General features: G+C 54.0%; 11 protein-coding genes and 1 pseudogene. All 12 read left to right on the top strand.

The features are described from left to right. Positions 1-27 precede the first annotated feature (27 nt). Positions 28-1,653, top strand: a complete 1,626-nt coding sequence (locus tag H8S54_RS13865) for a recombinase family protein (protein WP_002594230.1) — start codon at positions 28-30, stop codon at positions 1,651-1,653. Positions 1,654-1,738: 85 nt separating this feature from the next. After that, positions 1,739-1,834, top strand: a pseudogene (locus H8S54_RS18500) (Maff2 family mobile element protein); the annotation flags it as partial. Between the two features lie 19 nt (positions 1,835-1,853). Further along, complete coding sequence (locus tag H8S54_RS13855) at positions 1,854-2,723, top strand: VirB6/TrbL-like conjugal transfer protein, CD1112 family (protein ID WP_002595174.1); 870 nt, start codon at positions 1,854-1,856, stop codon at positions 2,721-2,723. A 177-nt stretch (positions 2,724-2,900) separates the two neighbouring features. Further along, positions 2,901-3,302 carry a PrgI family protein gene (locus tag H8S54_RS13850; protein ID WP_002569171.1) on the top strand — a complete coding sequence of 134 codons (402 nt, stop codon included), beginning with the start codon at positions 2,901-2,903 and terminating at the stop codon, positions 3,300-3,302. Further along, positions 3,253-5,691 carry a VirB4-like conjugal transfer ATPase, CD1110 family gene (locus tag H8S54_RS13845; RefSeq protein ID WP_186901675.1) on the top strand — a complete coding sequence of 813 codons (2,439 nt, stop codon included), beginning with the start codon at positions 3,253-3,255 and terminating at the stop codon, positions 5,689-5,691. The genes H8S54_RS13850 and H8S54_RS13845 overlap by 50 nt, the downstream gene beginning before the upstream one ends. Then, the gene (locus H8S54_RS13840; protein ID WP_186901674.1) at positions 5,688-6,647 is read left to right on the top strand and encodes a DNA-methyltransferase; all 960 of its coding nucleotides are present in this window, start codon (positions 5,688-5,690) and stop codon (positions 6,645-6,647) included. Before H8S54_RS13845 ends, H8S54_RS13840 begins: the two co-directional genes overlap by 4 nt. Positions 6,648-6,682: 35 nt before the next feature. Then, positions 6,683-8,752, top strand: coding sequence for a C40 family peptidase (locus H8S54_RS13835; RefSeq protein WP_186901673.1), 2,070 nt, complete (start codon positions 6,683-6,685; stop codon positions 8,750-8,752). A 34-nt stretch (positions 8,753-8,786) separates the two neighbouring features. Continuing rightward, positions 8,787-9,065 carry a DUF4315 family protein gene (locus tag H8S54_RS13830; RefSeq protein ID WP_160569317.1) on the top strand — a complete coding sequence of 93 codons (279 nt, stop codon included), beginning with the start codon at positions 8,787-8,789 and terminating at the stop codon, positions 9,063-9,065. Further along, on the top strand, positions 9,058-9,759 hold the full coding sequence (locus H8S54_RS13825; RefSeq protein WP_160569318.1) for a DUF4366 domain-containing protein: 702 nt from the start codon (positions 9,058-9,060) through the stop codon (positions 9,757-9,759). Before H8S54_RS13830 ends, H8S54_RS13825 begins: the two co-directional genes overlap by 8 nt. Next, positions 9,756-9,944, top strand: a complete 189-nt coding sequence (locus tag H8S54_RS13820) for a hypothetical protein (RefSeq protein WP_002569177.1) — start codon at positions 9,756-9,758, stop codon at positions 9,942-9,944. The genes H8S54_RS13825 and H8S54_RS13820 overlap by 4 nt, the downstream gene beginning before the upstream one ends. A gap of 14 nt (positions 9,945-9,958) precedes the next feature. Next, the gene (locus H8S54_RS13815) at positions 9,959-12,049 is read left to right on the top strand and encodes a DNA topoisomerase 3 (RefSeq protein ID WP_186901672.1); all 2,091 of its coding nucleotides are present in this window, start codon (positions 9,959-9,961) and stop codon (positions 12,047-12,049) included. A gap of 239 nt (positions 12,050-12,288) precedes the next feature. Then, on the top strand, positions 12,289-15,615 hold the full coding sequence (locus H8S54_RS13810; RefSeq protein ID WP_186901671.1) for an antirestriction protein ArdA: 3,327 nt from the start codon (positions 12,289-12,291) through the stop codon (positions 15,613-15,615). Position 15,616: the final 1 nt, after the last annotated feature.

Here is a 15,616-nt window from a genome sequence, read left to right as displayed (position 1 = left end):
GGCTGGCTGTCGGAAACGGAGGAATTTATGTTAAGACAGACCACCCAGCAACTCATTACCGCCCTTTACCCAAGACTGTCCCATGAGGACGAGCTGCAAGGCGAGAGCAATTCCATTTCCAACCAAAAGAGGATTTTGGAAACCTATGCCAAACAGAATGGATTTTCTAATCTGCGCTGGTACACCGACGACGGTTATTCCGGTGCGAACTTTCAAAGACCCGGATTTCAAGCCATGCTTGCAGACATTGAAGCAGGGAAAGTCGGGACAGTTATCGTCAAGGATATGTCGAGGTTAGGGCGAAACTACTTACAGGTGGGAATGTACACAGAAATGATTTTCCCACAGAAAGGTGTCCGCTTCATCGCTATCAATGACGGAGTGGACAGCGCACAGGGGGAAAATGATTTTGCCCCGCTGCGGAACATTTTTAACGAATGGCTGGTGAGAGATACGAGCAAGAAAATCAAGGCAGTAAAACGCTCTAAGGGCATGAGCGGAAAGCCCATCACAAGCAAGCCCGTCTATGGCTACCTCATGGACGAGGACGAAAACTTTATCATTGACGAGGAAGCCGCCCCGGTGGTACGGCAGATTTACAGCCTTTGCCTTGCCGGGAACGGTCCGACCAAGATAGCCCGTATGCTGACCGAGCAGCAAATCCCCACGCCGGGGACGCTGGAATACCGCAGGACGGGCAGCACCCGCCGCTACCACCCCGGCTATGAGTGCAAGTGGGCGACCAATACCGTGGTTCATCTGCTGGAAAACCGGGAATATACGGGCTGTCTGGTAAACTTTAAGACCGAGAAGCCGTCCTACAAGCTGAAACACAGCATAGAAAATCCCCCGGAAAAGCAGGCGGTTTTTGAGAACCACCATGAGCCTATCATTGACCGGGAAACGTGGGAACGGGTGCAGGAGTTACGCAAGCAGCGCAAACGCCCCAACCGTTATGACGAAGTGGGCTTGTTCTCCGGCATACTCTTTTGTGCCGACTGCGGCAGCGTCATGTACCAGCAGCGATACCAGACGGACAAGCGCAAGCAGGACTGTTATATCTGCGGAAGCTACAAGAAACGCACCGCCGACTGCACAGCGCACTTTATCCGCACTGACCTCTTGACCGCTGGCGTACTCTCCAATCTGCGGAAAGTTACCAGCTATGCGGCAAAGCATGAAGCCCGGTTTATGAAGCTTTTAATCGAGCAGAATGAGGACGGGGACAGACGCAGGAACGCCGCCAAGAAAAAGGAGCTGGAAGCCGCCGAGAAACGCATAGCCGAGTTATCTGCTATCTTCAAGCGGCTGTATGAGGACAGCGTAACCGGGCGCATATCGGACGAGCGTTTCACAGAGCTGTCGGCAGACTATGAAGCCGAGCAGAAAGAACTGAAAGAACGTGCCGCCAGACTGCGGGAAGAACTTTCCAAAGCGCAGGAAGCCACCGCAAACGCTGAAAAGTTTATGAATGTGGTACGCAGGCACACTACCATTGAAGAACTTACCCCTACTCTGCTGCGGGAGTTTGTGGAGAAAATCGTTGTCCATGAAAGCGTTGCCCTTGACGGGAAACGCCGGGGCAAGTTACGCAGACAGGAAATCGAAATCTATTATTCTTTTGTCGGCAAGGTAGAACTGCCCGACACCTAACCGCCCGACCTATCCGACATACCTCATGTGCCGGATAGGAACGGCAAAATTTTTTACACTTCTATTACTTCTTTATCACACATAAGCAAAGAGCCAGGGCATGAAGCAGCTTATGGCGGGCGGCGGCGTTGCCCTTATCGGCATGACCCTTGTACCGCTGCTTTCCGGGCTGTTCGGTTAAGAAGCGCGGGTAAAGGCTTATGCAGAGCATACTTGACGCGATTAACGAATGGATAAAGGAAATCCTCATAGGAGCCATAAACGGTAATCTGTCAACTATGTTCGGGGACGTAAACGAAAAAGTCGGCACTATCGCCGCAGAGGTAGGGCAGACCCCGCAAGGGTGGAACGCAAATATATTCTCCATGATACAGACCCTTAGTGAGAATGTAATCGTACCCATTGCGGGGCTTGTCATTACCTACGTCCTATGCTATGAGCTTATCAGCATGGTAACGGAAAAGAACAATATGCACGACGTTGACACTTCCATGTTCTTCAAGTGGGTGTTCAAGGCGTTTGTGGCAGTCTACCTTGTGACGCACACCTTTGACATCACTATGGCGGTGTTCGATATGGCGCAGCACGTTGTTTCCGGCGCGGCGGGGGTAATCGGCGGCAGCACAGAGATTGATGTTGCCGCCGCCCTTGCTTCCATGCAGGACGGGCTTGACGCTATGGAAATCCCCGAACTGCTCTTACTTGTCATGGAAACAAGCCTTGTGAGCTTGTGCATGAAAATCATGTCCGTACTGATAACCGTTATCCTCTACGGGCGTATGATAGAAATTTACCTTTACTGTTCGGTATCGCCTATCCCGTTTGCAACTATGACTAACCGGGAATGGGGGCAGATAGGAAACAACTACCTAAAATCCCTGTTCGCTATCGGTTTTCAAGGCTTCCTCATTATGATATGCGTCGGCATTTACGCCGTACTGGTGAACAACATGATAATAGCGGACAATCTGCACAGCGCGATATTCTCCCTTGCAGCCTACACCGTTATCCTCTGTTTCTCCCTGTTCAAATCCGGCGCACTGGCGAAGTCGATATTCTCCGCGCATTAGCGGCGTGTCAAGGGTAGGGTGGAGATTTTCAGAGCGAAGCGGCGAAAATACGACCCGACCTTGACGCGGGAAAACCCCATAGAATAGGGACGGGCAAAGGGCAGAAATTGACCTTTGCCTTGATTACCCTTATGGGAACTTACAGCAGCACAAAACCCAGAGAAAGGAGGTTTTTACTTGGCGTATGTACCCGTACCCAAAGACTTATCCAAAGTCAAGACAAAAGTAGCTTTCAACCTTACCAAACGGCAGATTGTATGTTTTGCGGCGGCTCTTCTGTTCGGCTTGCCGCTTTTCTTTCTGCTCAAAGACAGCACAGGCACAAGCCTTGCGTCTATGGCTATGATTGCCGTCATGCTGCCCTGTTTCCTCTTTGCCATGTATGAGAAGCATGGACAGCCCCTTGAAGTGGTGGTGAAGAACATCATTCAGACGAAATTCATAGCCCCCAAAGAACGACCATACAGGACAGACAACTTTTATTCCGTCTTAGAACGGCAGAGAAAACTTGAAAAGGAGGTATCAGCGATTGCAAAAGGAAACACGAAGAAACAGCGCGGCGGGAAGCGCAAAGCCTAACCCGCCCCGCAAGCTCACCCGCGCCGAGAAAAAGCAGATTGCAGAAATCATCAGACAGGCAAAGGGCGACGGGAAAGCGCATACCGCACAGCAGACAATCCCCTATATCCAGATGTACCCGGACGGTATCTGCAAGGTTACGGAGCGCAAATACTCAAAGACCGTCGCCTTTGAAGATATTAACTATCAGCTTGCACAGGCAGACGACAAGACCGCCATTTTTGAGAACTGGTGCGACTTCCTCAACTACTTTGACGCTTCCGTTTCGGTGCAGCTCTCTTTCATCAATCAGGGGACGCAGCGGGGCGAAGCGGAAAAAGCGGTCAATATCCCGGCACAGGAGGACGCTTTCAATTCTATCCGCACAGAATACCGGGATATGCTGAAAAACCAGCTTGCAAAGGGCAACAACGGGCTTGTCAAAGCAAAATATATCACCTTTGCCATTGAAGCCGACAGTCTGGGCGCGGCGAAATCCCGCCTTGCCCGTATCGAAACGGACGTGCTGAACAACTTTAAGCTCTTAGGCGTGTCTGCCCGCCCCATGACAGGCTATGAACGCCTTAAAATGCTGCATGGCATTTTCCACCCGGAGGGCGGGCAGTTTTCCTTTGATTTTTCTTGGCTTGCCCCGTCCGGGCTTTCCACAAAGGACTTTATCGCCCCGTCCTCTTTCCGTTTTGGCGAGGGGCGGTATTTCCGCATGGGGCGCAAAATCGGCGCGGTTTCATTCCTTGAAATCCTTGCGCCGGAATTAAACGACCGTATCTTATCGGATATTCTGGACTTGGAAACGGGCGTTATCGTCAATCTGCATATCCACAGTATCGACCAGACCGAAGCCATAAAGACAATCAAGCGGAAAATCACCGACCTTGACAAAATGAAAATCGAGGAACAGAAAAAAGCGGTACGCAGCGGCTACGACATGGATATAATCCCGTCCGACCTTGCCACGTTCGGCAGCGAAGCAAAAAATCTCTTACAGGACTTGCAGAGCCGGAATGAAAGAATGTTCCTCTTGACGTTCCTTGTGGTGAACATGGCAGACACAAAAAGGAAACTGGAAAATGACGTGTTTGCGGCGGCGGGCATTGCACAGAAGAACAACTGCGCCTTGACCCGCCTTGACTACCAACAGGAAGCGGGGCTTATGTCCTCTGTACCGCTTGGGGAGAACCTTATCCCCATTCAAAGAGGGCTTACCACGTCAAGCACCGCTATCTTTATCCCCTTTATCACACAGGAGCTTTTCCAGACGGGCGCGGCTTTGTACTACGGCTTGAACGCCCTGTCTAACAACATGATACTCTGCGACCGCAAGCAGCTAAAGAACCCCAACGGCTTAATCTTGGGTACGCCGGGAAGCGGGAAATCCTTTGCAGCCAAACGGGAAATGACAAACGCTTTCCTCATTACCGACGACGACATTATTATCTGCGACCCGGAAGCAGAGTATTTTTCCCTTGTGCAGCGGCTTGACGGGCAAGTGATACGGTTATCCCCTACGGGCAAGGGCATTGACGGGAAACCCCAGTATGTGAACCCTATGGATATTAACCTCAACTATTCCGAGGACGACAGCCCCCTTGCGCTGAAATCCGACTTTATCCTCTCCCTCTGCGAGCTTGTCATAGGCGGCAAGGAGGGCTTGCAGCCCGTCGATAAGACCGTCATTGACCGCGCCGTTCGGAACGTGTACCGCCCTTTCCTTGCAGACCCCGCCCCGGAAAAAATGCCTATCTTGGGCGACCTCTACGACGAGCTTTTGAAGCAGCCGGAGCCGGAAGCGGCGCGTATTGCGGCGGCGTTGGAGCTGTATGTTTCCGGGAGCCTTAACGTGTTTAACCACCGTACCAACGTGGAGCTGAACAACCGCCTTGTCTGCTTTGACATCAAGCAGCTTGGGAAGCAGCTCAAAAAGTTAGGTATGCTCATTGTGCAGGACCAGGTATGGAACCGCGTCACCGTCAACCGGGCAGAAAGGAAATCCACCCGGTATTTTATGGACGAATTTCATCTTCTCTTGAAAGAGGAACAGACCGCCGCCTATTCCGTTGAAATCTGGAAGCGTTTCAGAAAATGGGGCGGCATACCCACAGCCATTACGCAGAACGTCAAGGATTTGCTTGCTTCCCGCGAAGTGGAGAATATCTTTGAAAACTCTGATTTTGTCCTCATGCTCAATCAGGCGGCGGGCGACCGGGCTATCCTTGCAAAGCAGCTCAACATCTCCCCGCAGCAGATGAAATATGTCACCCACACCGAAGCGGGCGAGGGGCTTATCTTCTACGGGAACGTGGTGCTGCCCTTTGTAGACCGCTTCCCAAAAGACACCGAGCTTTACCGGGTAATGACGACGAAGCCAGAGGAAGTGGGCGAAGCATGAACGGGCTGAAAACTGACACCATCATCAACCGGGACGCGCTCTATGCCTTGCGGGAGCTTCCAGAGGAAAGCGTACACTGTTGCGTCACAAGCCCGCCCTACTATGCGCTTAGAGATTATGGGCTTGATATGCAGATTGGACGGGAGGACACGCCGGAGCAGTACATTGACAGGCTGACCGAGGTTTTCCGCGAGCTGCGCCGGGTACTGCGTTCTGACGGTACGCTCTGGCTGAATATCGCGGACACTTACTGCGGCACAGGAAATAAAGGCTACCATGCAGACCCGAAGAACCCGAAAGGCAGAAACGGACAGCAGATTGCAAGAAACAACCGCGTTTCCGGCTGCAAACAAAAGGACTTAATCGGTATTCCTTGGCTTTTAGCCTTTGCCCTACGCGCTGACGGGTGGTATTTACGGAGCGACATTATCTGGCAGAAAGAAAACCCCATGCCGGAGAGCGTGAAAGACCGCCCTACCCGCTGCTATGAACATATCTTTCTGCTTACGAAGTCAAAGAAGTATTTTTATGACGCAGCCGCCATAGCCGAGCCGTTAGCCCCCACAACGGCGGCGCGGTACCGCACCGGGCGCAGCGCGGGACAGAAATATGCGGACGAAGTACCCGGACAGGGGAACGTACAGGGGCTTAACCGGGCGCGAAGCGGCAGCTACTACGACGAAGCCCTCATGCCGACCATGCGGAACAGGCGGGACGTGTGGCTTATCAATACCGTTCCCTACAAGGGCGGGCATTTCGCCGCGTTCCCGCCAAAACTTGCCGAAACCTGTATCAAGGCGGGCTGTCCGAAAGGCGGCGTTGTGCTTGACCCCTTTTTCGGCAGCGGCACGACGGGGGCAGCCGCAAGGCAGCTTGACAGGCATTATATAGGCATTGAGATAAACGCCGAGTATTGCGCCCTTGCAAGGGCGCGGATTGGAGGGACAGAAAAATAAAACAGTATCGAGCGCGTGAGAAAGTCACGCAGAAAATGACCCGCGAGGGGGCTGTCGAGGTAAACGCCGCCACCGGGAAAAAGAAACGTATCAGCAAGCGGATAAGGGACGCGGACTTTGCAAAGACCGAAGCCCCGCCGCAGCCGGAACAGGCAGCGCAGCCCCTACCGGGCGGCACAGCTCCCGCGCCCACAGCCGACGCGCCGACGCTTCCCCATGCGCCGGGGGCAGAACGGGAACAGGACACCGCAGCAGCCGAGCGCGTCTTGGAACGTATCGACGGGGCGCGTACCAGAAAGGCGAGCAAAAAGGCGGCGAGGAAAGCACAGGCAGAAGCCACAGCAAAAGAAAAATCTTCCCGCTTGCAGTTTACCGACGAGGAACGGGCAACGCCGGAGCTTGAAAAATATATCCGAAAATCGGACAAAGCAGCCGACCGTCTGGACGCGGCAAAGGCGGCTATCCCCAAAGAAAAGAAACTTGTACGGGAGCGCACCTTTGATGAAGCCACCGGGAAAGGCAAGACCCGCCTACGCTTTGAGGAACGGGAAAAGCCCATAGGAAAAAATAAGCCCCACAATAACCCGCTATCCCGCCCCGCACAGGAAGCGGGTATTTTCGTTCACAACAAGATACATTCCGTTGAAAAGGACAATTCCGGCGTTGAGGGGGCGCACAAATCCGAAGAACTGGCAGAGCGCGGCGCAAAGTACGGGGCGCGGAAAGTCAAGGAGGGCTACCGCAGCCACAAGCTGAAACCTTACCGGGCGGCGGCAAAGGCAGAGAAAACGGCGTTCAAGGCGAATGTGGATTTCCAGTACCATAAATCCCTACATGACAATCCGCAGATTGCGGGCAATCCCCTTTCCCGCTTCATGCAGAAGCAGCAAATCAAGCGGCAGTATGCAAAGTCGGCAAGGAAAGGCGGCGCAAAAACGGCGCAGAAAGCCGCAGAGAACACCCGCAAGGCGGCAAAAAAGACCGCCGAGGAAACAAAAAAGGCAATCGCTTTTGTAGGGCGGCACCCGGCGGGCGTATGTATCGCCGTTGCCGCGCTGCTCTTATTCATCATGGTATCGGCGGGGCTTTCCTCTTGCGGCTCCATGTTCTCCGGCTTGATGAACGGCATACTTGGGACTTCCTACACGTCGGAGGACAGCGACCTTGTGGCGACGGAAAATAATTATGCCGCAAAGGAAAACGAGCTTCAGCAGCAGATTGACAATATCGAAAGCACCCACCCCGGCTATGACGAATACCGCTATGACCTTGACAGTATCGGGCATAACCCCCATGAGTTAGCGTCCTACCTCACCGCCCTTTTACAGACCTACACCCCGCAGAGCGCACAGGCAGAGCTAAACCGCGTCTTTGCCATGCAGTACACTTTGACGCTGACGGAAGAAACGGAAATCCGCTACCGCACAGAAACAAGCACAGACCCGGAAACCGGGGAAACGACCACCGAGGAAGTACCCTACGAGTACCATATCCTCAACGTGAAGCTGACGAGCAAGCCCATTTCCGAGATTGCGGAGGAACTTCTAACGCCACAGCAGCTTGAAATGTACCGCGTCTATCTGGAAACAAGCGGCAACAAGCCGCTGATTTTCGGCGGCGGCTCCCCCGATATGGGCGCGTCCGAGGATTTAAGCGGCGTACAGCTTGTAAACGGCACACGCCCCGGCAACACCGCCGTTGTAGACCTTGCGAAGCGGCAAGTCGGCAACGTGGGCGGGCGACCCTATTGGAGCTGGTACGGATTTAACAGCCGCGTGGAATGGTGCGCCTGTTTCGTTTCATGGTGCTACAATCAAGCCGGAAAGAGCGAGCCGCGCTTTGCCGGGTGCCAGTCACAGGGCGTACCCTGGTTCCAGTCACGCGGGCAATGGGGCGCGAGGGGCTATGAGAATATCGCCCCCGGCGACGCTATCTTTTTCGACTGGGACGGGGACGGGAGCGCAGACCATGTAGGGCTTGTTATCGGAACGGACGGGGAGCGCGTCTATACCGTCGAGGGCAATTCCGGCGACGCCTGCAAGATAAAGAGCTACCCCGTCAATTACTCCTGTATCAAAGGCTATGGGCTGATGAACTGGAATTAACATATTTTTGAGCAAAGAAAGGAGAAATTTATTTATGGCTATGAACAAGATTGAACGTATCGACAAAGAGATTGCAAAGACCCGCGAGAAAATCACCGAGTACCAGAACAAATTAAGGGGGCTTGAAGCGCAGAAAACCGAAGCGGAAAACCTGCAAATCGTACAGCTTGTGCGCTCCATGCGCCTTTCCCCGCATGAGCTTTCCGCTATGCTTTCCGGGGGCGGTATTCCGGGCATGGAAGCCGCGCCGGGCTACCCCGCAGAACCCGCAGACCACAACACCGAAGAAATGGAGGACACCGAGAATGAATAAGAAAATCCTTAGAACCTTGACCGCACTTTGCGCCGCCCTTGTACTTATGGGCGGCTTTTCCGTCACCGCCTTTGCACAGACCCCGGAGGGCGAGGACGCTACCAACGACAGCGGCGTTGTCTACGAGGAACCCCAAAAGGAAGAACCCCTTACCCCGGACGGGAACGCGACCCTTGTAGACGATTTCGGCGGCAACAAGCAGCTTATCACCGTAACGACCAAAAACGGCAATTATTTTTATATCCTCATTGACCGGGACGACGAGGGCGAGGACACAGTACATTTCCTTAATCAAGTGGACGAAGCCGACCTCTTAGCACTTATGGAGGACGGAAGCACCGAAGCAGCCCCGCCCGCCGTTTGCAGTTGCACCGAGAAATGCGAAGCCGGGAAAGTAAATGTGAGCTGCCCCGTCTGCAAGGACAACATGACCGCTTGCAGCGGCAAGGAAGCGGAGCCGGAAACCGAGAAACCAACAGAGCAGCCCAAAGAGAAAGGCAATACAGGCGGGCTTGTGCTTTTCCTTGTCGTGGCACTTCTTGGCGGCGGGGGCGCGTTCTATTATTTTAAGTTTATGAAGCCAAAGCAGAACGTCAAGGGCGACACCGACCTTGAAGATTTCGATTTTGACGATTACGACGAGGACGAGGGGGACGGGCTTTCTGATGAAGAACAGGAGGACGAGGAAGCATGACGCTTTTCACCGAAAACCCTTTAGAAAAAATGATGGTACAAAGACCCACCGGGCGGCGTGACAGTGCGCCGCCCGTTCCAAAATCCCCGGCGTGTATGCGTTGCCCTTATAAGGCGCAATCCCCCTGTATCGGCTATTGTCTGAAACAGGCACAGGAGAAGAAGCACACCGCGCCGGAACGCTGAAAGGAGGATTTTTCATGGCATTTAGACTTGTGATTGCAGAAAAGCCGAGCGTGGCGCAGACTATCGCCGCCGCGCTTGGCATTAAGGGGAAACAGGACGGGTATATCGAGGGCGGCGGCTACCTCATTTCATGGTGCGTCGGGCATTTGGTACAGCTTGCGGAAGCTGCCGCCTACGGGGAGCAATATAAAAAATGGAGTTTTGAGAGCTTACCCATTCTGCCGGAGGAATGGCAGTACGCCGTTGACCCGGACAAGGGGAAGCAATTCAAAACCCTAAAAGAGCTTATGCACCGCGCCGACGTTTCCGAAGTGGTAAATGCGTGTGACGCGGGGCGCGAGGGTGAATTGATTTTCCGCTTTGTCTACGAAGCGGCGGGCTGCAAGAAGCCCATGCGCCGCTTGTGGATTTCCTCAATGGAGGACGGGGCGATTAAGGCGGGCTTTGCTTCCCTCAAAGACGGGCGGGAATACGACGCGCTCTTTGCGTCTGCCCTCTGCCGCGCAAAGGCTGACTGGCTTATCGGCATTAACGCCACCCGGCTTTTCTCCTGCCTGTATGGAAAGACCTTGAACGTGGGGCGCGTCCAGACCCCGACCTTAAAAATGCTCACCGACCGGGACGCGGCTATCTCCCATTTCCAGAAAGAAAAATATTATCATGTGCGCCTTGATTTATCCGGCGCGGAAGCGGCAAGCGAAAGGATTTCAGACAAGGCAGAAGCCGCCGCGCTGAAAGGGGCTTGCGAAACAGAAACGGCGGTATGCGTTTCCCTTACCAGAGAGAAGAAAACCGCAGCCCCGCCGAAGCTCTTTGACCTTACCTCTTTGCAGCGGGAAGCGAACCGCATTTTCGGCTACACCGCGAAACAGACCCTTGACCTTGCACAATCCCTTTATGAAAAGCGGCTCCTTACTTATCCGAGGACGGACAGCAGCTTTCTTACTGACGACATGGGCGGCACCGTAGCGGGCATTATCGCGCTGCTCTGCGAAAAGCTCCCCTTTATGGCGGGCGCGGACTTCACGCCGGAGGTTGCAAAGGTATTAGACAGCAAGAAAGTATCAGACCACCACGCAATCATTCCCACTATGGAGCTTGCAAAGGCTGACCCGGACGCGCTGCCGGAAAGCGAGAAAAATATCCTTACCCTTGCGGGGGCGCGTCTGCTCTCTGCCACCGCCGAGCCGCATATCTTTGAAGCGGTTACGGCGGTTTTCTCATGCGCTGATACGGAGTTTACGGCGCGGGGAAAGACGGTGCTTTCTGACGGGTGGAAAGAGATTGAACACAGATACCGGGCGACGCTGAAAGATAAACCCGACCCGGAGGACGGGGAAAATGAGGGTGTGACGCTGCCGGAGCTTTCCGAGGGACAGGGCTTTCCTAACCCCGCCGCAAAAGTAACGGAGCATACCACAACGCCGCCGAAGCCCCACAGCGAAGCGTCGCTTCTCTCTGCTATGGAGCGAGCCGGGAACGGGGACACCGACCCGGACGCGGAACGCCGGGGGCTTGGCACTCCCGCCACCCGCGCCGCCGTCATTGAAAAACTGGTAAAGGGCGGCTTTGCGGAGCGCAAGGGGAAGCAGCTTATCCCCACGCAAAACGGAGCCGCCCTTATATCAGTCTTGCCGGATATGCTCACTTCCCCGCAGCTTACCGCAGAATGGGAAAACAATCTGACGCAGATAGCAAAGGGAGCCGCAGACCCCGGCAAATTTCTGTCCGGCATTGAAGCTATGACGCGGGAGCTTGTGCAGACACACGCCGCCGTACAGGAGGATAAAAAGGGCTTGTTCAGAGAGGAAAAGCCCTCTATCGGCAAATGCCCCCGGTGCGGTTCCCCCGTCCATGAGGGGAAGAAAAACTATTATTGCAGCAACAAAGAATGTGCCTTTGTCATGTGGAAGAATGACCGCTTTTTCGAGGAACGCAAGACCGCTTTTTCCCCGAAGATTGCCGCCGCGCTCCTTAAATCCGGCAAAGTGAACGTGAAAAAGCTGTATTCCCCGAAAACAGGCAAGACCTACGACGGAATTATCGTTTTGGCTGACACTGGCGGGAAATACGTCAACTACCGTATCGAAGTGCAGAAGAACTAAAAACTTGAATAGCAAGCATAGGAAGCGGGTACCCACTTCCGTAAATCCCCGTTGCGACGCTGACGCGCCGGACGGGGATTTTGCTTGTTGGGAAGTTTCCCAAACCCTCTTTTGCGGAGGGCTTCACCCTCTAAAAATTTTCAAAAATATTTGGCAGAAATGCGGGCGTACCCGTAGTAGACCATGCAGCCAAAAAATGCAGCTTATGACGCTGCCGCAGAGAAAGGAGGTTTTTCACTATGGCAAGTTTACGGGACACCGTAAAGGACTATCAAGACGAGCTTAGGGACGGTATCGCATGGGTGGCGTTCTGGAAACAGGGGCGTTCATGGAACGCGGAATATTTTCATCTTGATATGGACGATACGCTCTACCCGGAGGACAGGAGCCGGTTAGAGGAAATAAAAAGCATTGACCCCGCCGCCGTTATCTTAAACGGCTACTATTGCGGGCATTTAGGCGAGGACATGAGCCTTGACGAGCTGACCGCCGGAGTGCGTTACCACTACGAAAACAGCATGAACGACATTGACGGTTTTATCGGAGCGCATGACGACAGGCTTCCCCCGGAGGTTATCGAGGAAGCGAGGGCAGCCGCCCATGAAGCGGGGCTTCCCTTTTCCGAAAAGCCCTACCGGGACGGGGAGGATTTTAACCCCTATGTATTTGACGGGAGCATGAGCATTGAGGATTTTGAGCTTATGCACCGCATGATTGAAAAAGAAAGGAGCGAACAAATGGCAGAACCGATTTTAAGCGGCTATCTTTCCAATCTTGGGAAGTACACCGAGGGCAGACCCGCGGGCGAATGGGTGACATTCCCCACGACTGCCGAACATCTGAAAGAAGTCTTTGACCGTATCGGGATTGACTTCAAGCACTATGAGGAATGGCATTTCACAGAATTTCAATCCACTATCCCCGGCTTGACGGAGCATTTAAGCGAGTATTCCCACCCCGACGAGCTGAACTATTTAGGGAAGCTCTTGGAAATGCAGTTTGACGACGACCGGGAGAAATTCATTGCAGCCATTGAATACGGCGACCATGCCGACAGCTTACAGGACATTATCAACCTTGCACAGAACCTTGACTGCTACTGGATTTATCCGTCCGTCCACAATGAAGAAGAATACGGGCGTTATCTGGTTGATGAACTGGAAGAACCGGAACTTCCCGAAGAAGCGAAAAAGTATTTCATGTATGAGGAATACGGGCGGGACGCTTCCATTAACGACGACGGTATGTTTACCGAAAAGGGCTATATCTACAACAACCGCAACACCTTTACAGAATGGTACGACGGGCGCGACGTGCCGGAGGAATACCGGGTAACGCCGCAGCCCCCGCAGCCGGAAAGACCCGACCCGTCAAAGGTAGAAATGGACGCAGCCGCGCCGGGGCAGAGAACGGCGCAGACCGCAGAGCAGCCACAGGAGCCGCGCCCGGTTATCCCTATCGTGCTGACGAGCGAGAAGCCCGCCGAAAAGCTCAAAGAGATTACCGACCGTCTGGAACAGGGTATTGCGGAACTCTTTGACAGCGAGCGTTACCGGGAATATCTGAAAGTCATGTCAAAATTCCATAATTACAGCTTCCGAAACACCGTCCTTATCGCCATGCAGAAGCCGGACGCTTCCCTTGTGGCGGGCTTTTCCGCTTGGAAGAACAACTTTGAACGAAACGTGATGAAAGGGCAAAAGGGAATTAAAATCATTGCTCCGTCACCCTATAAAATCAAACAGGAAATGCAGAAAATCGACCCGCACACGCAGAAGCCCGTTATCGGCAAGGACGGGAAGCCCGTCACCGAGGAAAAGGAAGTCACCATACCCGCCTACAAGGTGGTATCCGTCTTTGACGTTTCCCAGACCGAGGGAAAGGAGCTGCCGGACATTGCGGTTGACGAGCTGACAGGCGACGTTGACCGCTACAAGGATTTTTTCGCAGCCCTTGAAAAGACTTCCCCCGTTCCTATCGCCTTTGAGAATATCGAGGGCGGCTCTCATGGCTACTACCACTTGGAGGACAAGCGCATTGCTATCAACGAGGGCATGAGCGAATTACAGACCTTAAAGACCGCTATTCACGAAATCGCCCATGCGAAGCTGCACGACATTGACCTCAACGCGCCAAAGGACGAGCAGCAGCCCCACGTTGACCGCCGCACCCGCGAAGTCGAAGCGGAAAGCGTCGCCTATACTGTCTGCCAACATTACGGGCTTGACACGTCGGACTACTCTTTCGGCTATGTCGCCGGGTGGAGCAGCGGGCGGGAGCTGTCCGAGCTGAAAAGCTCCCTTGAAACGATACGCAGCGCAGCCGCCGAGATTATCAATTCCATAGACGAGAACTTAGCGGAGCTGCAAAAGGCACAGGACAAGGAGCAGACCGCCGGACAGGAGCAGCCCACCAGAGAGGGACAGGAAGCCGCGCCGGAGAAGCCGGATCCGGAAGCAGCCGCACCGGGAAAATACGGCGCACAGGAAAAAGCGGGCGCAGCCCCGAAAGAAGCCTTTACCCCGGAAACGATTTACAGAGTGCGCCGGAACCCTTACAGCGACAGCCGGGAAAACAGCTACCTCTTGCAAGCCTATGTGACACAGGAGAACGGGCGGGCGAAAATGGGCGACGTGCTTTATACGGGAACGCCGGAGAAATGCCGCGAGCTTATGGGGCAGCTCAAAAGCGGCGAGCTGACCGAGGGCGACGTGAAGCAGCTTTACGCAAAGGCACAGGAAACGGCGCAGACCGCCGGACAGGACAAAGACACCTTTTCCATTTACCAGATAAAGGGCGGGGACGAAACAAGGGATTTCCGCTTTGAGCCATACGACCGCCTGCAGGCGGCGGGAAATGTGGTTGACAGGGCGAACTATGAGCTTGTCTATTCCGCGCCCCTTGCGCCGGAAACTTCCCTTGAAGATATTTACACCTGTTTCAATATCGACCACCCCAAAGATTTTAAGGGACACAGCCTTTCCGTTTCCGACGTGGTAGTGCTTCATCAGGACGGACAGGACGCGGCGCATTTCGTTGACAGTGTAGGTTTTCGGGAAGTGCCGGAGTTTTTACAGGAGCAAAAGCAGCTTACCCCGGACGACTTGGAAACGGGCGAAACTGTCAAGACACCGAGGGGGACTTTCCATGTGACCGCCATGAGCCGGGAGCAGATAGAAGCCGCCGGATATGGCTTTCACCACCAGTCGGACGACGGAAAGTATCTGATTATGGGGAATGGGACGCGGGCGTTTGCCGTTGCCGCAGAACAGGCGCAGCGGGACAATCCCTTGAAAACCGCCGAGCAGACCACAGAGCAGAACGGGAACATGATTGACGGTATCATCAACAACACCCCCACCGTTGACGAACTGGAAGCAAAGGTAAAGGCGGGCGAGCAGATTTCCCTTGTTGACCTGGCTAACGCTGTCAAAGCCGACAAGGAGCGCGGCAAGGGAGCGAAGCCGGAAAAGAAACCCTCTATCCGGGCGCAGCTTAGAGCCGACAAGGAAAAGGCACAGAAGAAAAACGCAAAGCAGAAGTCACAGGACTTGGAAAGGAGCTGAC

The organism is Blautia segnis, assembly GCF_014287535.1.
GTDB lineage: Bacteria > Bacillota > Clostridia > Lachnospirales > Lachnospiraceae > Blautia_A > Blautia_A acetigignens.
The sequence above is the reverse complement of the archived record's forward strand: the minus strand, read 5'-3'. Positions and strand labels throughout refer to the sequence as shown.